This is a genomic window from Serratia rhizosphaerae (assembly GCF_009817885.1).
Taxonomy (GTDB): Bacteria; Pseudomonadota; Gammaproteobacteria; order Enterobacterales; family Enterobacteriaceae; genus Serratia_B; species Serratia_B rhizosphaerae.
In genome coordinates, this window is sequence record NZ_CP041764.1 from 3202805 (window position 1) to 3220368 (window position 17564).

The following is a 17564-nucleotide window of genomic DNA, read 5'->3' on the forward strand; positions in this document are numbered from 1 at the left end:
ATGAGCGTAATTATCGTTGGCGGCGGGATGGCCGGAGCGACGCTGGCGTTAGCGCTGTCGTCGCTGACGCAGGGCCGGGTGCGCATTGACGTGGTTGAGGCCACGCGGCCGGGCGACCGGATGCATCCGGGATTTGACGCGCGCGCCATTGCGCTGGCGCAGGGCACCTGTCAGCAGCTCAGCCGCATCGGCGTCTGGCCTGCGCTGCGCGACTGCGCGACGCCGATCTCGCAGGTGCACGTCAGCGACCGAGGCCACGCCGGCTTCGTCAATCTGTCGGCGCAGGACTATCAGGTCGAGGCGTTGGGGCAGGTGATCGAACTGTACGACGCCGGCCAGCGGCTGTTTGCCCTGCTGGAAAACGCGCCGGGCGTGACGCTGCACTGTCCGGCCAAAGTGATCGATGTGACGCGCAGCCGCGAGCAGGCCGAGGTGCTGTTGGATAACGGGCAGCGCCTGAGCGGCCAGTTGATGGTTGCGGCGGACGGTTCGCGTTCCGCGCTGGCGCGCGCCTGCAACGTGCAGTGGCGGCAGCAGGACTACCCGCAGTTCGCCACTATCGCTAATGTGACCAGCGAGCAGGACCCGCAGGGCCGCGCTTTTGAGCGCTTTACCCGCCACGGGCCGCTGGCGTTGCTGCCGATGTCGCAGGGGCGCAGCTCTCTGGTCTGGTGTCATGACCGCGACGATCGTGAACGGGTGGACGGCTGGGACGACGCGCGTTTTCTGCAGGAACTGCAGCAGGCGTTCGGCTGGCGTCTGGGGCGGATGCTGCAGGTCGGCAAGCGCCACAGCTACCCGCTGAGTCTGTTGACCGCGCAGCAGCACGTTTCCCACCGTCTGGCGCTGGTGGGCAATGCGGCGCAGACGCTGCACCCAATCGCCGGGCAGGGCTTCAACCTGGGGCTGCGCGACGTGATGTCGCTGGCGGAAACCGTGGCGGAAGCGTCGCAGGCCGGCGAGGATCTCGGCGCCTACGCGGTGCTTGGCCGCTATCAGCAGCGGCGGCAGCAGGACCAGCAGGCAACCATCGGCGTGACCGACGGCCTGATCAAATTATTCGCCAACCGCTATGCGCCGCTGGTGGTTGGGCGTAATCTGGGCCTGGTGGCGATGGAACATTTGCCCGTGGTGCGCGATGCCTTTGCCAAACGCACCCTGGGCTGGGTCGAGCGCTAGGCCGATGGCCGCGATGTCGCTCCCCGTTATTTAAGGCGTTTTTAAGGAATTTAGCAGCATGCAATCATTCGATGTGGTTATCGCCGGCGGCGGTATGGTGGGACTGGCGCTGGCCTGCGGCCTGCAGGGCAGCGGCCTGCGCGTGGCGGTGCTGGAGCACCGGCAGCCGGAGCAGGGCGTTCCGGAGCAGCTGGCGCTGCGCGTTTCCGCCATTAATGCGGCCAGCGAGCGCCTGCTGCAACAGATTGGCGTCTGGGACGATATTCTGCAGCTGCGCGCCAGCGCCTACAATGCGATGGAAGTATGGGATCGCGACAGCTTCGGCAAAATCGCCTTCCGCGGCGATGAGTGCGGCTTCAGCCATCTGGGGCATATTGTTGAAAACAACGTGATCCAGCAGGCGCTGTGGCGCAAGGCGCAGACGCTGTCGGACGTCACGCTGCTGACGCCGGCGGCGTTAAAACAGGTCGCCTGGGGCGAGAACGACGCCTTTATCACGCTGGAGGACGGCCGCATGCTCAGCGCACGTCTGGTGGTGGGCGCGGACGGCGCCAACTCCTGGCTGCGTCAGCACGCCGATATTCCGTTGACCTTCTGGGATTACCGCCACAGCGCGCTGGTCGCCACGATTCGTACCGAAGAGCCGCATCAGGCTACGGCGCGTCAGGTGTTTCACGGCGACGGGATTCTGGCCTTCCTGCCGTTTGGCGACCCGCACCTGTGCTCGATCGTCTGGTCGGTGGCGCCGGAGGAGGCCGAACGGCTCAGCCAGCTGTCGCCGGAGGCGTTTAACCGCGAATTGAGCATGACCTTCGATATGCGTCTGGGGCGCTGTACGCTGGAAAGCGAGCGGCTGACCTTCCCGCTGACCGGACGCTACGCCCGCAGCTTTGCCGACCATCGTCTGGCGCTGGTAGGGGATGCGGCGCATACCGTACACCCGCTGGCCGGGCAGGGTGTCAACCTGGGCTTTATGGACGCCGCAGAGCTGATCGCTGAACTGAAGCGCCTGCAGCGGCAGGGCAAGGATATCGGCCAGCACCTGTATCTGCGACGTTATGAGCGCCGCCGCAAGCACGGCGCGGCGGTGATGCTGGCCAGCATGCAGGGGTTCCGTGAGCTGTTTGACGGCAATAATCCGGCCAAGAAGCTGCTGCGCGATGTCGGCCTGCGGCTGGCCGACAGCCTGCCGGGCGTCAAGCCGAAACTGGTGCGCCAGGCGATGGGGTTAAACGACCTGCCGGAGTGGCTGGCGTAAGACTGCCGCCGCGAAATATCTTATTTGGCATCGGGGGCGCTATCACGGCGCCCCTGTTTTTTTAGGCCTTCAGTCATCAATTTTCCTTATATTACCCTTCATTTGAAATAATCTAATTTAACGCCTGATTAATCATTAGTTTTTTTTATCCGAACAAAAAAAGCCAAAGGCCATAATCCCTTCCGTGGCGGCATGTTTGTTATATAACATCGGATATTTGCCGCTTTAATTGTTAATTTTGTGCCTTAAGACGCATTTTTACAGTGAAAAACTCTGCACACTAGCACGACACTTTCCCTCCCGCACGCCGGGCTGAGCCTATTTTAACTTATGGTTAAAAACGACGTTCGGTGATAAGTTCGGGTAAAGGGTATCGTTTGCGTCGTGCTGATTGGCGCCTTTTTTCGCCACGGTTTCGCACGGCATTTCAACCCCGGAATGTATTCCGCCAGCCGCCATGCGGCCGGCATGATGACGGGGACATTGTGGAAAGAGGGATAAGATGGCAAAGCAAACCCCACTGTATGAGCAGCACGTGGCATGCGGCGCTCGCATGGTCGATTTTCATGGTTGGATGATGCCGCTGCATTACGGCTCGCAGATTGATGAGCATCACGCCGTGCGTCAGGACGCCGGCATGTTCGATGTCTCCCACATGACGATTGTCGATTTGCACGGCGCCCGCACCCGGGAGTTCCTGCGCTATCTGCTGGCGAATGACGTCGCCAAACTGACCCAGCCCGGCAAGGCGCTGTATACCGGCATGCTGAACGCTTCCGGCGGCGTGATTGACGATCTGATCGTTTACTTCCTGACGGAAGACTATTTCCGCCTGGTGGTTAACTCCGCCACGCGCGACAAAGATCTGGCGTGGATTGAACAGCATGCCGCGCCGTACGGCGTAGAGCTGCAGGTGCGCGACGACCTGGCGTTGATCGCGGTGCAGGGGCCGCAGGCTAAAGAGCGCGCGGCCATTTTGTTCAATACGGAACAACAGCAGGCGGTGGCCGGTATGAAACCGTTCTTCGGCGTACAGGCCGGCGAGCTGTTTATCGCCACTACCGGCTATACCGGCGAGGCCGGCTATGAAATCGCCTTGCCGACAGAGCAGGCGGCCGACTTCTGGCAGCGCCTGCTGGCTGCGGGCGTGAAGCCGGCCGGCCTCGGCGCGCGCGATACGCTGCGTCTGGAAGCCGGAATGAACCTTTATGGTCAGGAGATGGATGAAGGCGTATCGCCGCTGGCGGCCAATATGGGCTGGACCATCGCCTGGGAGCCGCAGGACCGTCAGTTCATCGGCCGCGACGTGCTGGAACAGCAGCGCGAGCAGGGCACCGAACAACTGGTCGGATTGGTGATGACGGAAAAGGGCGTATTACGTAATGAGCTACCGGTGCGTTTCACCGATGAAGCGGGCCAGACGCACGAAGGGGCGATCACCAGCGGGTCGTTCTCGCCGACGCTGGGCTTCAGCATCGCGCTGGCGCGGGTGCCGGCCGGCATCGGCGACCAGGCCATCGTGCAGATCCGCAACCGTGAAATGCCGGTGAAGGTCACCAAGCCCGGTTTTGTACGTGCCGGTAAGTCACTGATTGATTAATGATTGATTTTATTTGAAGGAGCCGCGGGCGATGAGCAATGTACCAACTGAACTGAAATACGCCACCTCTCACGAGTGGGTGCGTAGCGAAGGCAATGGCGAATATGTAGTGGGCATCACCGAACACGCGCAGGAACTGCTGGGCGATATGGTGTTCGTCGATTTGCCGGAAGTGGGCCGCAAGCTCGCCGCCGGTGAAGATTGCGCGGTGGCGGAGTCGGTGAAAGCCGCGTCCGACATCTATGCGCCAATCAGCGGTGAAATCATCGCGGTGAATGAAGAGCTGGACGGCTCGCCGGAGCTGGTCAACAGCGATCCTTACGCTGACGGCTGGCTGTTCCGCATCAAGGCCTCTGACGAAGCGGAGCTCGGCAAGCTGCTCGATGCCGCCGGTTATCAGGCGTCTATCGAAGAGTAATGGTTACCACGCCCCGCACGCCGACGCGTCGGGGCGTTTTAGTTATTAAGGCTACATCCCGTACCACGTAAGCATTCAGGAATTTGTCGCAATGACTCAGACACTCAGCCAACTTGAACACAGCGAAGCGTTCATTGAACGCCATATCGGCTCTTCTGCACAGCAACAGCAAGAGATGCTGGAGGCGGTGGGCGCCCGCTCGCTCAGCGCGCTGATCCAACAGATTGTGCCGGCAGATATTCAGCTGCCGGGGCCGCCGCCGGTTGGCGATGCGGTGACTGAACATCAGGCGCTGGCCGAACTGAAGGCGATCGCCGGCCAGAACCAGCGCTACAAATCCTATATCGGCATGGGCTACAGCTCGGTGCTGACGCCGCCGGTGATCCTGCGCAACATGCTGGAAAATCCGGGCTGGTACACCGCCTATACGCCGTATCAGCCGGAAGTGTCGCAGGGCCGTCTGGAAGCGCTGCTGAACTTCCAGACCGTGACGCTCGATCTGACCGGGCTGGATCTGGCCTCTGCCTCGCTGCTGGATGAGGCTACCGCCGCCGCCGAAGCAATGGCGCTGGCCAAGCGCGCCAGCAAGTTGAAAGGCGCCAACCGTTTCTTCGTCGCCGACGATGTGCACCCGCAGACGCTGGACGTGGTGCGTACCCGCGCCGAAACCTTCAACTTTGAGGTGATCGTCGATAAAGCGGAAAAAGTGCTGGAGCTGGAAGGAGTGTTCGGCGTGCTGCTGCAGCAGGTGGGCACCACCGGCGAGCTGCACGACTACGGCGCGCTGCTGGCCGAACTGAAATCCCGCAAAATCATCACCAGCGTGGCGGCCGACTTTATGGCGCTGGTGCTGCTGACCGCGCCGGGTAAGCAGGGCGCCGACGTGGTGTTCGGCTCCGCGCAGCGCTTCGGCGTGCCGATGGGCTATGGCGGCCCGCACGCGGCCTTCTTTGCCTGCCGTGATGAATTCAAGCGTTCGATGCCGGGCCGTATCATCGGTGTTTCCCGCGACGTTGCCGGCAATACCGCGCTGCGTATGGCGATGCAAACCCGCGAACAGCATATCCGTCGTGAAAAGGCCAACTCCAATATTTGTACCTCGCAGGTGCTGCTGGCCAATATCGCCAGCCTGTATGCGGTGTACCACGGGCCGCAGGGCCTGAAGCGCATTGCCGAACGTATCCACCGCCTGACCGATATTCTGGCGGCCGGGCTGCAGCAGGCCGGCCTGCAACTGCGTCACAACAGCTGGTTCGACACCCTGACGGTAGAGGTGAAAGACAAGGCGGCGGTGCTGGATCGCGCCCTGAGCTTCGGCCTGAACCTGCGCACCGATATTCACGGCGCGGTCGGCATCACGCTGGATGAGGCCACCTCGCGTGAAGACGTGCAAACCCTGTTTGCGGTGCTGGCCGGCGACGGCCACGGGCTGAACATCGATGCGCTGGATGCGGCGGTCAGCGCGGCAAGCGCCTCCATTCCGGCGCCGATGCTGCGTCAGGAAGCGATCCTGACCCACCCGGTGTTCAACAGCTACCACAGCGAAACCGAAATGATGCGCTATATGCATCGTCTGGAGCGTAAGGATCTGGCGCTGAACCAGGCGATGATCCCGCTGGGTTCCTGCACCATGAAGCTGAACGCCGCGGCGGAAATGATTCCGATCACCTGGCCGGAGTTCTCCGATATGCACCCGTTCTGTCCGCCTGAGCAGGCGACCGGCTACCAGGTGATGATCGGTCAGCTGTCCCAGTGGCTGGTGCAGTTGACCGGCTATGACGCGGTCTGCATGCAGCCGAACTCCGGCGCGCAGGGGGAATATGCCGGCCTGCTGGCGATTCGCCGCTATCACGAAAGCCGCAATGAAGCGGGGCGTCACGTGTGCCTGATCCCAAGCTCGGCGCACGGCACCAACCCGGCTTCCGCCCAGATGGCGGGCATGAGCGTGGTGGTGGTGGCCTGCGACAAGAATGGCAACATCGATCTGCACGATCTGCGCGTCAAGGCCGAACAGGCAGGCGCGGAGCTGTCATGCATTATGGTGACCTATCCGTCCACCCACGGCGTCTATGAAGAAACCATCCGCGAAGTGTGCCAGATCGTGCATCAGTTCGGCGGCCAGGTGTATCTGGACGGCGCCAACATGAACGCGCAGGTCGGTATCACCACGCCGGGCTACATCGGCGCGGACGTTTCTCACCTCAACCTGCATAAAACCTTCTGTATTCCGCACGGCGGCGGCGGCCCGGGCATGGGGCCGATCGGCGTGAAAGCGCATCTGGCGCCGTTTGTGCCCGGCCACAGCGTGGTGCAGATTGACGGCGTAACCACCCAGCAGGGCGCGGTGTCCGCCGCGCCGTTCGGCAGCGCGTCGATTCTGCCGATCAGCTGGATGTACATCCGCATGATGGGGGCGGAAGGCCTGAAGCAGGCCAGCCAGGTGGCAATCCTTAATGCCAACTACATCGCCACCCGTCTGAAGGATGCCTATCCGATTCTGTACACCGGCCGTGACCACCGCGTGGCGCACGAATGTATTCTGGATATTCGTCCGCTGAAAGAGGAAACCGGCATCAGCGAGATGGATATCGCCAAGCGCCTGATCGATTACGGCTTCCATGCGCCGACCATGTCGTTCCCGGTAGCGGGCACGCTGATGGTTGAGCCGACGGAGTCAGAAAGTAAGGTTGAGCTGGACCGCTTTATCGAGGCGCTGCTGTCGATTCGCGCAGAAATGGAGAGCGTGAAGCAGGGGGCATGGCCGCTGGACGATAACCCGCTGGTGAATGCGCCGCACGTGCAGGCCGAGCTGGTGGGCGACTGGCAGCACGCCTACAGCCGCGAGCTGGCGGTATTCCCGTCCGCTGCGGTGCGTGAGAACAAGTACTGGCCGACCGTGAAGCGTCTGGATGACGTTTACGGCGACCGCAACCTGTTCTGCTCCTGCGTGCCAATCGGCGAATATCAATAACGCATAAGCGAACGCTGAACATCAAGGGACACCGCATTATGCCGTGTCCCTTTTTTATTGCGGCGTTTAACAGCCGCAGAGCAGGTGAATATCCTCGGGTTCGCGGGCGAACAGTTCGGCGAGCTGCCGGCATCACCGCCCGGCAAACCGTTATGCATCGTGCAACAGCGCGCTGCGGAAGGAGAGGATATGCGCCTGCGCCGCGCTTTCCGCCGCGTCCGCATCCTGCTGCGCCAGCGCGGCGATAATCGCCCGGTGTTCGTCGATAACTTCCTGCATATGGCCCTGCCGGGACAGCGAAGTCGCCCAGAAGCGCTGGGCGCGTGCGTGCAGCACGCTGAGAATATCCGCCAGCATGGCGTTGCCGGCGATCTGCGCCAGTGCCTGATGGAATTCATGATCCAGCGTCATCATGCGCACCCGATCGCGCGCCTGGCAGGCGGCTTCGATCTGCTGGTTGATGGCCTCCAGGCTGGCGATCTGCGGTGCGCTGGCGCGCTTGCTGGCCAGCCGCATACACAGCAGTTCATTGGCCAGCCGCACGTCAATCAGCTCCAGCGCATCGTCGATCGACAGCGGTGCCACCATCACGCCTTTACGCGGGATCACCTGCAGCAACCCTTCATTCGCCAGCCGGTGGATCGCCTGATTGATCGGCGTGCGCCCCATCGCCAGATCGTCCATCACCTGCGCCGTATTCAGGTACTCGCCGGGCTTATAGCTCAGCGTCACCAGCGCCTGTTTAAAGCGTCGGTAGGCCAGTTCGTTCTGCGACAGGCCGGCTTCCTCTACCGTCGGGAGTTCCCGGCGCTCTGCGTCAACGGTCTTCACACTTTGCTCCTGCAACCAGAAAGTTTTTAGACATAGTACACAAAAACATGGCACGGAAATCGCTTATTTAGCAACTGAAGATATAGTGAAATTTCACTGGAATTTAACACCAAGGAAACAGATGCCATGCAACTAACCTTCACTTTACCTGATTCGGCGGGGGCTGAGGCGCTGAATGTGGCGATCGATCATCTGGTGATCGCCGGCTGGACCGGGCGCGACCATGAGGCCATTTTGCACCATATCAGGGAACTGGCGGAGCTGGGCGTGCCCCAGCCGAGTGCAATTCCGCTGTTTTATCGCGTGGCGGCCAATCAGCTTAGCCAGTGCGACAGCGTTGAGGTGGTCGGCGGCGCCAGCTCCGGCGAAGCCGAACCGCTGATCTTCACCCACCGCGGCGAGCTGTATGTGTCACTGGCTTCCGATCACACCGACCGTCAGCTGGAGGCGCACAGCGTCGCGCTGTCGAAGCAGCTGTGCGTCAAGCCGGTTGCCGCTGCGGCCTGGCCGCTGCATGAGGTGGCGCCGCACTGGGACAGCCTGATTCTGCGTTCCTGGATCCGCGAGGAGGGGGAGTTTCGTCTTTACCAGCAAGGCACGTTGGCCGGCCTGCGCACGCCGGGGGACTTGCTCGAACGTTATCTGGGCGGTGTGCAGACGCCGGAGTGTCTGACAATGCCGCAACCGCCGGAAGGGCTGGCGATGACCTGCGGCACCCTGGCGGCGATCGGCGGCATCCGTCCGGCGGCGGAGTTTCGTATGGAGCTGGTGGACGAAGTGCTGGGTCGCACCATCAGTCACGCTTATCGCAGCGTTGAATTACCGGTGGTGGCGTGATGGAAAACTGGACATTACGACAGGCCGCCGCCGCGCTCGCCAACGGCGATATCACCTCTGAACGGCTGACCGCCGCTGCGCTGGTGCGAATTGACGATCCGCAGGGGGAAGGGGCGCGAGCGTTTGTCCGCGTGTATCACGACTGGGCGCGGCGACAGGCGCAGGACGCCGACCGCCGGCGTGCGGCCGGGCAGCCTCTCTCTGCGCTGGACGGCGTGCCGGTGTCGGTTAAAGACCTGTTTGACGTGGCGGGCGAGGCCACTACCGGCGGCTCACGGGCGCTGATGCAGGCGCCGGCGGCGCAGCGTCATGCGGCGGTGGTGGCGCGGCTGCTGCAGGGCGGCGCGGTGGTGATCGGCAAAACCAATATGACTGAATTCGCCTACTCCGGCCTGGGCATTAACCCGCATTACGGCACGCCGGCCAATCCGTGGCGGCGGGAGGAGCGGCGTATTCCCGGCGGCTCCTCGTCCGGCGCCGCGGTGGCGGTCAGCGACGGCATGGGCTTTGGCGCGATTGGCAGCGATACCGGCGGCTCGGTGCGCATTCCGGCGGCGTTCTGCGGCCTGACCGGCTATAAGCCCAGCGCCAGCCGCATCGACATGACGGGCGTGCAGCCGCTGTCGCCGTCGCTGGACTCCGTCGGCGTGATTGCCCACGGTCTGGCGGACTGCATCGCGCTGGATGCGTTGATTGCGCAGCAGCCGCTGCTGCCGGCCGCCCAGCCGTTGGCGCAGGCGCGTTTTGCGCTGCCGCAGACGCTGGCGCTGGATGAACTGGACGAGACGGTGTCCGCGGCGTTTCAGCGTGCGCTGCGGCGGCTGGCGCAGGCGGGCGCGCGGATTGACGCCCTGCCTTGCGATGAGTTTGCCGAACTGGCGGCGATCAACGCGGCCGGCGGCTTTACCGCGCTGGAATCCTGGCAGTGGCACCAGACGCTGATTACCGAGCAGGCGGCGGCCTATGACCCGCGGGTGCTGTCGCGCATCCGCCGCGGTGCGGCGCTGGGCGAACTGGACGGCTGCCGGCTGCGGGAGCAGCGGCTCGACTGGCAGCGGCGGGTGGCCGATTCGCTGCAGGGCTACCACGCGTTGCTGATGCCCAGCGTGCCGTTTGTCGCGCCGACCATCGCCGAGCTGGAGGCCGATGAGGCGCACTACTTCCGGATCAACGGCGCCGCGCTGCGTAACCCTTCAATCATTAATTTCCTGGACGGCTGCGCGGTGTCGCTGCCGATTCAAGCGCCGGGCGAAGCGCCGGTAGGGCTGATGGTCGCCGGTCTGGCGCAGCAGGATGAGGCGCTATTGGGCTGGGCGCTGTCCGTTGAGCGCTGTCTGGCCGGCGCGTAATTTCCGGCGGGCGCGCCCGCCTCATAATGAGCTAACAGGAGAGTCCCATGACCGGAACCCCGAACGGAATGCTGTTTGTTGCAACCGATGTCGCCGCGCAGGATGAGGCGGATTTCAATCGCTGGTATGACCGTGAACACGTGGAAGAGCGGGTGCGCATCGACGGTTTTTTAAGCGGCGCGCGCTATCAGGCGCTGCAGGGCGGACGCAAATACCTGGGCCTGTATAAAACCGTCTCGCTAGACAGCTTTACCTCTGCGGCCTATCACGCGGCGTTTACCCGGCAAACGCCGTGGTCGGTAGCCAGCCTGGATAAAATGGTGGACCCGATGCGGCGGGTATGCGCCGTGGCGGCGGTCATCGGCTTTGGCTGCGGCAGCCATCTCGGCGTGATAACGCTTCCGGCGGAAGACGCCGCCGTGCTAACGCCGCGCGTTTCCCAACTGGGGGAAATGCTGTCCGCCGAGGCCGGGTTTGTCTGCAGCAGCCTGCTGCTGCCGGACGCGGCGCTCAGCACGCCGCTGCCGAAAGAAGCGCCGGATAACCGCACGCTGTCGCCGATGCTGCTGATTGAAAGCAGTAGCGCCGAAGCCGGCGAGCGTCTTAACGCGCTGGCCTGTCAGCAGTTGAATATCGCCGCAGATGCCGTGCTGCGTTACGCCCTTGGCTGGCAACTTACCGCACAGGAGCTGAAATCATGAGCACCTCAACCACCGATACGTCGCTCGATAGCGCGGCATCGCGCAGCGAGGCTGCGCCGAACACCGGCAAACTGGCGGCGGCCAGCTCCATCGGCACCGCGTTGGAATGGTACGATTTCACCGTTTACAACATTATGGCGGCGCTGATTTTTAATCACGTTTTCTTCCCCTCCTTCGACCCGCTGGTCGGCACCATACTGGCGTTTTCCACCTATGCGGTCGGCTATGTGTCGCGGCCGATCGGCGGTATGGTGTTCGGCCATCTGGGCGACGTGCTCGGCCGACGCTTTGTGCTGGTCACCACGCTGCTGATCATGGGCGCCACCACCGCGCTGATGGGGATGCTGCCCGGTTACGCCAGCTGGGGCATCTGGAGCCCGCTGATGCTGGTGACGCTGCGCTTTATTCAGGGTATTGCGCTGGGCGGCGAGTGGGCCGGGGCGGTGCTGCTGGCGATGGAGCACGGCAAACCGCAACAGCGCGGGCGCAACGCGTCGTTTGCCCAGGTCGGCCCCTCCTGCGGGACGCTGGTGGGCACCGGGTTTATCACCGTGGTGACGCTGGCGATGTCGGCGGAGGACTTCCAGCAGTGGGGCTGGCGCATTCCTTTTCTGCTGAGCCTGGCGCTGGTGGCGTTCGGCCTGTGGCTGCGGCGCGGCGTGGGCGAGACGCCGGCGTTTCTGCAACTGGCGGCGAACCGCGATGTGACGCACGCGCCGCTGCGTGAAGTCTTCAGCCACTATAAACGCCCGCTGCTGATCGCCGGCGGCTCGCGTATCGGCTCCGACGTGCTGTACGCGCTGGTGGTGGTGTTTACGCTGACCTATGTCACTACGGTGCTGAACCTGCCGCGGCCGCTGGCGCTGGCCGCCACCATGCTGGGGGCGGTGGGCAATGCCATTACGGTGCCGCTGTTCGGTGCGCTGTCCGATCGTCTGGGACGGCGCCCGGTGTATATCGGCGGCGCGCTGGCGGCAATCGTCTGGGCCTTTGTGTTCTTTGTGCTGCTGGACAGCACGCAGCCGGTGCTGATTTGTCTGGCGGTGGTGGTGGGACTGCTGATTCATGCGGCGATGTACGGCCCGCAGGCGGCGTTTGTCACCGAACAGTTTCCGACGCGGGTGCGCTATGCCGGCTCGTCGCTGGCCTACACGCTGGCGGGGATTGTCGGCGGCGGCTTTGCGCCGCTGATTATCACGTCGCTGTTTAAATCGTATGACAGCACGCTGGCGATCTCGGCCTATGTGACCCTGACGCTGCTGATCACCCTGTGGGCGGTGTTGGCGGCCAAGGAGACCGCCCATAAGCCGTTGTAACATCAACGCCGGGCGCAGGCCCGGCGCTTTATCACTTCAGCCAGCCTTTACGCTGCGCGTCCTGCAGATGGTGCAGCAGATGTTGCCACAGCTCCGGATAGACCTCGGCAATCATCTCGTTGCGCGACAGCACCTGCTCCAGCGAGATGCCGTTCTCCACCCAGCTTTGCCCCTCATTATGCAGGTTCATCAGCATCGGCATGGTGCGGTCCAGCACCAGCGCAAAGCGCGCGTCGGCGGTTTCGGCATCTTCATATTCCTGCCATAAAGCGGTGAAATACTCGCGCTGTGGCTCCGGCAGCATGCCGAACAGGCGGCGCGCGGCGGCGACTTCCTGATCGTGAATGGCGGCGCGGGCGGCCAGGTCGTACACCAGCACGTCGCCGGCGTCGATCTCGACGATATCATGCAGCAGCGCCATCTGAATCACGCGCTGGATATCAACGTCCTTGCCGGCGTAGGGCGCCAGGCTCATGGCGGCGATGGCAAAGTGCCAGCTGTGCTCGGCGGAGTTTTCCTGACGCTGGGTGCCCAGTATTTTGGTGCGGCGCTGAACGCTCTTGAGCTTATCGATTTCCATCAGGAACCGGATGACTTCGGTCATGGCGCCAAATTCTAATGCGGGTACGGCAGATGACATGGTACAGCCTCGGTGTAGGTGACGTTAAAACCCAGCGATTGTAGACCAGCGGCGGGGGGATTTCGATATTTTCAGCATGTTACAAGCGTTCACATTTTTATTTTAGCGTACACGTGCACACTGGAATTATTCTCAGTTAAGCTGCTTTTGCGTTAATTTCACGCAATGCAGGCGTTTTTGAGGGCTGGAATATTATGGGTAAAACGGACGTGGCGAAAGCCGGGACGCAGGCGGACAATACGGCGAAATCGGCCTATCCGTGGGCGGAAGAGATCGCCAACAGCGTCAGTCACGGTATTGGTCTGGTTTTTGGCATTGTCGGCCTGGTGCTGCTGCTGGGGCAGGCGATCGACACCGGCGCCGGGGCGACGGCGATCACCAGCTATAGCCTGTACGGTGGCAGCATGATCCTGCTGTACCTGGCCTCAACGCTGTACCACGCCATTCCTCATCAGAAGGCCAAACACTGGCTGAAAAAATTTGACCACTGCGCCATTTACCTGCTGATTGCCGGCACCTATACGCCTTTCCTGCTGGTGGGGCTGGGGTCGCCGCTGGCGCGCGGGCTGATGGCGGTCATCTGGGGCATGGCGCTGCTCGGCGTGCTGTTCAAACTGGCGTTTGCCCATCGCTTTGAAGCGTTGTCGCTGGTGACCTATCTGACTATGGGCTGGCTGTCGCTGATCGTTATCTATCAATTGGCGACGCGGCTGGATATCGGCGGCGTGACGCTGTTGGCGGTCGGTGGGGTGGTGTACAGCCTGGGAGTGATTTTTTACGCCTCCAAGCGCTGGCGCTTCGGGCACGCCATCTGGCACGCTTTTGTGCTGGGCGGCAGCGTATGCCACTTTATGGCGATTTATCTCTACGTCTGATGATTGCCGCCCGGCGGTGCTGCCGGGCGGCGAAGGTTACTTCTCTTCCGCCAGCGAGTAAGGCAGCGGCATAATGCTGAGTTCGCCGCCGGCGTCCTCGCGCAGCCGCAGCTTGCTGTCCGCCGCCAAATCGTTATTCAGCACCGCCTGCACCCACAGCGTACCGTCGGCCAACTGGCTGGCGGCCAGCACGGTGCCGGTACGGCGCCAGTTCTCCCCCAGCTGCAGTTCCAAATCGTCCGCAGCGGCCGGCACCCGGCTGCCTTTCCCCGCCAGCCAGTACAGCGCGCGTTTGTTGGCGCCGCGGAATTTGGCGCGCGCCACCATTTCCTGGCCGGTATAGCACCCTTTACTGAAGCTGATGCCGTCCAGCGCCTGCAGGTTGGTGGCCTGCGGGATCAGCTGCGCGCTGGTGGCCGCGTCGATGATCGGATAGCCGGCTTCAATATCCAGCGTCAGCCACTGACGGCTGTCATTTTGTTCGGCCTGCTGCTGCAGGCGGCTGACCAGCTGTTCGGCGACCGCCGCGCTGGTCACCAGCAGGAAGCGTTCCGCCGGCTGGCTGAAGTGCAGCAGCGTGGTGTCGCCGTCCTGCGCCACCGGATGCTGTGCATCGGGTAACTGGCTGAAGACGTCCGCCAGGGCGGCGCGCGCCTGGAAGCCGGCCACGCCGAGCAGCACTGCATCGTTGTCGGCGGCGATGGTCACTTTTGAGAACACCGCGTATTTTTTGATCTCTGCCAACTGGCTGTCCAGCAGGCTGCGGCGTTCCAGATAGGCGAAGCCTTCACCACGCCGGAACAGGCGCAGGTTGCTCCACATTTTGCCCTTGGCGTCGCAGTGCGCGCAGAGAACGTGCCGATCGTCCGCCAGCGCCTCAACGTCGGCGGTAACCTGCCCCTGGAGATATTTCACCGTGTCGGGGCCATTCATCGTCACCAGCGCCCAGTCTTCCAGAGAAATCAGCGTCAATGGCAGATGGGAAGAGGCGGAAGGCTGACGAGGTGGAAAAGGAGTTGTGAACGTCATAGTCGGTTCCTGATTAACGTTATACCCGGCCGCGCTGCCGCTTTAATGATTCCGGGTATCCGGCTTACCTGAAGGCGTAGACCTACCATGGTAAAAGAGGGCGCAGGCTTTGCAAACAGTTATTCCGCCGCAGCGCTTTTTTTGCTATTTCGCGCTAACATTCTTCCCGCCGTGTATGTCAAATTGTTACTCTATACGCTTATGGCTCGTGCTACTCTTGCACATCGCTCGTGAGCCGACGGAATTATATTGCGCGTGTGTTGCCATACGGTGTGTCGGTTGAACCCTACGCTGGCTTTGCCACGCTGAACAGAGGTTGGTCATAACAACATGGATATTAATAACAAAGCGCGTATTCACTGGGCTTGCCGCCGTGGAATGCGTGAGCTGGACATCTCCATCATGCCGTTTTTCGAGCATGAGTACGATTCATTGAGCGAAGAGGATAAGGCGCTGTTCGTGCGTTTGTTGCAGTGTGACGATCCCGATCTGTTTAACTGGCTGATGAATCATGGCGCCCCGCAGGACGCTGAATTGCAAAGAATGGTGACGCTGATCCAGACGCGAAATAAAGACCGTGGCCCAGTGGCGATGTGATGTCCGCATCTCCTGGCGTACTCAGCTTATCTCGTTGTTGGCGCATGGCGCGCTGATATTGCTGATCCTGATTTCGCCGTGGCCGGAGAGTTACGATCCGGTCTGGCTATTGCTGCTGACGCTGGTGGTTTTTGAATGTATTCGCAGTCAGACGCGTATCGCATCGCGCCAGGGGGAGCTGCGTCTGCTCTCTGCGCCGCAGCGGGTAATCTGGCAAGGCAAGGAGTGGCGGCTGGTCCGGCGCCCATGGATGCTGCGCTACGGCATGCTGCTGACGCTGCAGGCGAGCGGGAAGCGTAAACGCCGGCGGCTGTGGCTGGCGTCGGACTGCATCAGCAGCGCGGAGTGGCGGCAGTTGTGCCAGCGGATGCGGCTGGCCGAGGATGAATCTGAAGGCTAGGTTTGAGGGGCGCAGAGGCGCCCCGAACGTTTACAGCAGCGGCTCCATTTCCAGCAGGATCTGTTCGCACCATTGCTGCAGCCGATCTTCGCTCATTTCATATTGATTGACGTCATCCAGCGCCAGGCCGACAAAATGTTTGCCGTCGGCGGCCAGCGGTTTCGGGCTGGTAAATTCAAAGCCTTCGGTAGGCCAGAAACCGATAAACTGTACGCCGAGCGGTTTAAGATGATCGTGCAGCATGCCCAGCGCGTCGAGGAACCACTCGCCGTAGCCGAACTGGTCGCCCATGCCGTACATGGCGACGATTTTACCTTTAAGGTCGAGCGTGGCGATTTGCGGCCAGACCGCTTCCCAGTCCTCCTGCAGTTCGCCGAAGTCCCAGGTCGGGATGCCAAGAATCAGTACGGAATAATCTTCCATCAGTGTGGGGGAGACGTCTTTCAGATTATGCAGGTCGACCAGATCCTCACCCAGAATTTCACGGATTTTTTCCGCCGCCATTTCGGTGTAGCAGGTGCTGGAACCGTAAAACAGACCAATCTTCATGTTTAAACCGTTATGTTGCCGTTCATGGAATTGCAACCAGTGTACCATAAGGCATAATGCCGCAGGTTGAATCAAATCAAGAGAGGTTGGCGTGCAACAGCAGGAGAATGCGCTGGTTGAGCAATTTTTAGATGCGCTGTGGCTGGAACGTAATCTGGCTGAGAATACGCTCGCCTCTTACCGTCTGGATCTGCAGGCGCTGACGGCCTGGCTGGCCGGACGTGACCGCACCTTGCTGGACGCCGAGGCGCTGGATCTGCAGGCGTTTCTGGCCGAACGGGTGGAGGGCGGCTATAAGGCGAGCAGTTCGGCGCGGTTGCTGAGCGCCATGCGGCGGCTGTTCCAATACCTGTACCGGGAAAAACAGCGCGCCGACGACCCGACCGCGCAGCTGGCGTCGCCCAAGCTGCCGCAGCGCCTGCCGAAAGATCTGAGCGAGGCGCAGGTCGATGCGCTGCTGCAGGCGCCGTGCGTCGATCAGCCGCTGGAGCTGCGCGACAAGGCGATGCTGGAAGTGCTATACGCCACCGGCCTGCGGGTGTCCGAACTGGTCGGCCTGAGCATCAGCGACGTCAGCCTGCGACAGGGCGTGGTGCGGGTGATCGGCAAGGGCGACAAAGAGCGGCTGGTGCCGCTGGGCGAAGAGGCGGTGTACTGGATTGAGAACTACCTTGAACACGGCCGTCCGTGGCTGGTGAGCGGGCAGACGCTCGACGTGTTGTTTCCCAGCCAGCGCTGCAAGCAAATGACCCGGCAGACCTTCTGGCATCGTATCAAACACTATGCGATCCTAGCCGGCATCGACAGCGAACGTCTGTCTCCGCACGTGTTGCGCCACGCGTTCGCCACCCATCTGCTGAACCATGGCGCAGATTTACGTGTCGTACAAATGTTGCTGGGGCATAGCGACCTCTCCACGACGCAAATTTACACGCATGTAGCAACCGAACGACTGAAACAGCTACATCAACAGCATCATCCGCGCGCCTGATGCGCCGGGTTCGAAAGGAATGG

At 62.0% G+C, this 17564-nt stretch carries 17 protein-coding genes; 13 read left to right on the forward strand and 4 right to left on the reverse strand.

Annotated elements, in window-relative coordinates:
- The 5 genes from ubiH to gcvP all read left to right on the forward strand — a co-directional run bounded on the left by ubiH (position 1) and on the right by gcvP (position 7426).
- The gene (gene ubiH / locus FO014_RS14930) at positions 1-1179 is read left to right on the forward strand and encodes a 2-octaprenyl-6-methoxyphenyl hydroxylase (protein WP_160030094.1); all 1179 of its coding nucleotides are present in this window, start codon (positions 1-3) and stop codon (positions 1177-1179) included.
- A 58-nt stretch (positions 1180-1237) separates the two neighbouring features.
- Complete coding sequence (gene ubiI / locus FO014_RS14935) at positions 1238-2437, forward strand: FAD-dependent 2-octaprenylphenol hydroxylase (protein WP_160030095.1); 1200 nt, start codon at positions 1238-1240, stop codon at positions 2435-2437.
- A gap of 502 nt (positions 2438-2939) precedes the next feature.
- Entirely contained in the window at positions 2940-4037 is a 1098-nt protein-coding gene (gene gcvT, locus FO014_RS14940; protein WP_160030096.1) for a glycine cleavage system aminomethyltransferase GcvT, read from the forward strand.
- A gap of 31 nt (positions 4038-4068) precedes the next feature.
- Positions 4069-4455, forward strand: a complete 387-nt coding sequence (gene gcvH, locus FO014_RS14945; RefSeq protein WP_160030097.1) for a glycine cleavage system protein GcvH — start codon at positions 4069-4071, stop codon at positions 4453-4455.
- A 91-nt stretch (positions 4456-4546) separates the two neighbouring features.
- Entirely contained in the window at positions 4547-7426 is a 2880-nt protein-coding gene (gene gcvP, locus FO014_RS14950) for an aminomethyl-transferring glycine dehydrogenase (protein ID WP_160030098.1), read from the forward strand.
- Between the two features lie 150 nt (positions 7427-7576).
- Here gcvP and FO014_RS14955 read toward each other — a convergent pair whose 3' ends face one another.
- Entirely contained in the window at positions 7577-8257 is a 681-nt protein-coding gene (locus FO014_RS14955) for a GntR family transcriptional regulator (protein WP_105232403.1), read from the reverse strand.
- A 126-nt stretch (positions 8258-8383) separates the two neighbouring features.
- On the opposite strand from FO014_RS14955, the gene FO014_RS14960 reads away from it, so the two are divergent.
- Genes FO014_RS14960 through FO014_RS14975 form a run of 4 tightly spaced genes read left to right on the forward strand, consistent with a single transcriptional unit; the run spans position 8384 to position 12460 of the window.
- Positions 8384-9094: a DUF2848 domain-containing protein gene (locus FO014_RS14960; RefSeq protein ID WP_160030099.1), complete on the forward strand. Its 711-nt coding sequence runs from the start codon at positions 8384-8386 to the stop codon at positions 9092-9094.
- Complete coding sequence (locus tag FO014_RS14965) at positions 9094-10443, forward strand: amidase (RefSeq protein WP_160030100.1); 1350 nt, start codon at positions 9094-9096, stop codon at positions 10441-10443. Before FO014_RS14960 ends, FO014_RS14965 begins: the two co-directional genes overlap by 1 nt.
- Positions 10444-10490: 47 nt before the next feature.
- Entirely contained in the window at positions 10491-11144 is a 654-nt protein-coding gene (locus tag FO014_RS14970; protein WP_160030101.1) for a DUF4286 family protein, read from the forward strand.
- Positions 11141-12460 carry an MFS transporter gene (locus FO014_RS14975; RefSeq protein ID WP_160030102.1) on the forward strand — a complete coding sequence of 440 codons (1320 nt, stop codon included), beginning with the start codon at positions 11141-11143 and terminating at the stop codon, positions 12458-12460. Before FO014_RS14970 ends, FO014_RS14975 begins: the two co-directional genes overlap by 4 nt.
- A gap of 31 nt (positions 12461-12491) precedes the next feature.
- Here the strand turns inward: FO014_RS14975 and FO014_RS14980 are convergent, their stop codons facing one another.
- Positions 12492-13100: an HD domain-containing protein gene (locus tag FO014_RS14980; RefSeq protein ID WP_160030103.1), complete on the reverse strand. Its 609-nt coding sequence runs from the start codon at positions 13098-13100 to the stop codon at positions 12492-12494.
- Between the two features lie 194 nt (positions 13101-13294).
- Here FO014_RS14980 and trhA point away from each other — a divergent pair, with 194 nt between their 5' ends.
- Positions 13295-13975, forward strand: a complete 681-nt coding sequence (gene trhA, locus FO014_RS14985; protein ID WP_160030104.1) for a PAQR family membrane homeostasis protein TrhA — start codon at positions 13295-13297, stop codon at positions 13973-13975.
- Positions 13976-14011: 36 nt separating this feature from the next.
- Here the strand turns inward: trhA and ygfZ are convergent, their stop codons facing one another.
- A complete protein-coding gene (ygfZ, locus tag FO014_RS14990; protein WP_105232396.1) occupies positions 14012-15004 on the reverse strand; it encodes a tRNA-modifying protein YgfZ in 993 nt (330 codons plus the stop codon).
- 330 nt (positions 15005-15334) lie between these two features.
- Here ygfZ and sdhE point away from each other — a divergent pair, with 330 nt between their 5' ends.
- Both sdhE and FO014_RS15000 read left to right on the forward strand, forming a co-directional pair.
- The gene (sdhE, locus tag FO014_RS14995; RefSeq protein ID WP_105232395.1) at positions 15335-15601 is read left to right on the forward strand and encodes an FAD assembly factor SdhE; all 267 of its coding nucleotides are present in this window, start codon (positions 15335-15337) and stop codon (positions 15599-15601) included.
- The gene (locus tag FO014_RS15000) at positions 15582-16001 is read left to right on the forward strand and encodes a protein YgfX (protein WP_160030105.1); all 420 of its coding nucleotides are present in this window, start codon (positions 15582-15584) and stop codon (positions 15999-16001) included. The genes sdhE and FO014_RS15000 overlap by 20 nt, the downstream gene beginning before the upstream one ends.
- Positions 16002-16031: 30 nt before the next feature.
- On the opposite strand, the gene fldB is transcribed toward FO014_RS15000, so the two are convergent.
- Positions 16032-16550: a flavodoxin FldB gene (gene fldB / locus FO014_RS15005; RefSeq protein WP_105232393.1), complete on the reverse strand. Its 519-nt coding sequence runs from the start codon at positions 16548-16550 to the stop codon at positions 16032-16034.
- 91 nt (positions 16551-16641) lie between these two features.
- Here fldB and xerD point away from each other — a divergent pair, with 91 nt between their 5' ends.
- Positions 16642-17541 (forward strand): site-specific tyrosine recombinase XerD, encoded by a 900-nt coding sequence (gene xerD / locus FO014_RS15010; RefSeq protein ID WP_160030106.1) that lies wholly within the window; start codon positions 16642-16644, stop codon positions 17539-17541.
- Positions 17542-17564 lie beyond the last annotated feature (23 nt).

What these genes read in the sequence shown, in the direction of transcription:
- ubiH (WP_160030094.1), top strand. Translation starts at nt 1, where the DNA reads ATGAGCGTAATTATCGTTGGCGGCGGGATGGCCGGAGCGACGCTGGCG.
- ubiI (WP_160030095.1), top strand. Translation starts at nt 1,238, where the DNA reads ATGCAATCATTCGATGTGGTTATCGCCGGCGGCGGTATGGTGGGACTG.
- gcvT (WP_160030096.1), top strand. Translation starts at nt 2,940, where the DNA reads ATGGCAAAGCAAACCCCACTGTATGAGCAGCACGTGGCATGCGGCGCT.
- gcvH (WP_160030097.1), top strand. Translation starts at nt 4,069, where the DNA reads ATGAGCAATGTACCAACTGAACTGAAATACGCCACCTCTCACGAGTGG.
- gcvP (WP_160030098.1), top strand. Translation starts at nt 4,547, where the DNA reads ATGACTCAGACACTCAGCCAACTTGAACACAGCGAAGCGTTCATTGAA.
- FO014_RS14960 (WP_160030099.1), top strand. Translation starts at nt 8,384, where the DNA reads ATGCAACTAACCTTCACTTTACCTGATTCGGCGGGGGCTGAGGCGCTG.
- FO014_RS14965 (WP_160030100.1), top strand. Translation starts at nt 9,094, where the DNA reads ATGGAAAACTGGACATTACGACAGGCCGCCGCCGCGCTCGCCAACGGC.
- FO014_RS14970 (WP_160030101.1), top strand. Translation starts at nt 10,491, where the DNA reads ATGACCGGAACCCCGAACGGAATGCTGTTTGTTGCAACCGATGTCGCC.
- FO014_RS14975 (WP_160030102.1), top strand. Translation starts at nt 11,141, where the DNA reads ATGAGCACCTCAACCACCGATACGTCGCTCGATAGCGCGGCATCGCGC.
- FO014_RS14980 (WP_160030103.1), bottom strand. Translation starts at nt 13,100, where the DNA reads ATGTCATCTGCCGTACCCGCATTAGAATTTGGCGCCATGACCGAAGTC.
- trhA (WP_160030104.1), top strand. Translation starts at nt 13,295, where the DNA reads ATGGGTAAAACGGACGTGGCGAAAGCCGGGACGCAGGCGGACAATACG.
- ygfZ (WP_105232396.1), bottom strand. Translation starts at nt 15,004, where the DNA reads ATGACGTTCACAACTCCTTTTCCACCTCGTCAGCCTTCCGCCTCTTCC.
- sdhE (WP_105232395.1), top strand. Translation starts at nt 15,335, where the DNA reads ATGGATATTAATAACAAAGCGCGTATTCACTGGGCTTGCCGCCGTGGA.
- fldB (WP_105232393.1), bottom strand. Translation starts at nt 16,550, where the DNA reads ATGAAGATTGGTCTGTTTTACGGTTCCAGCACCTGCTACACCGAAATG.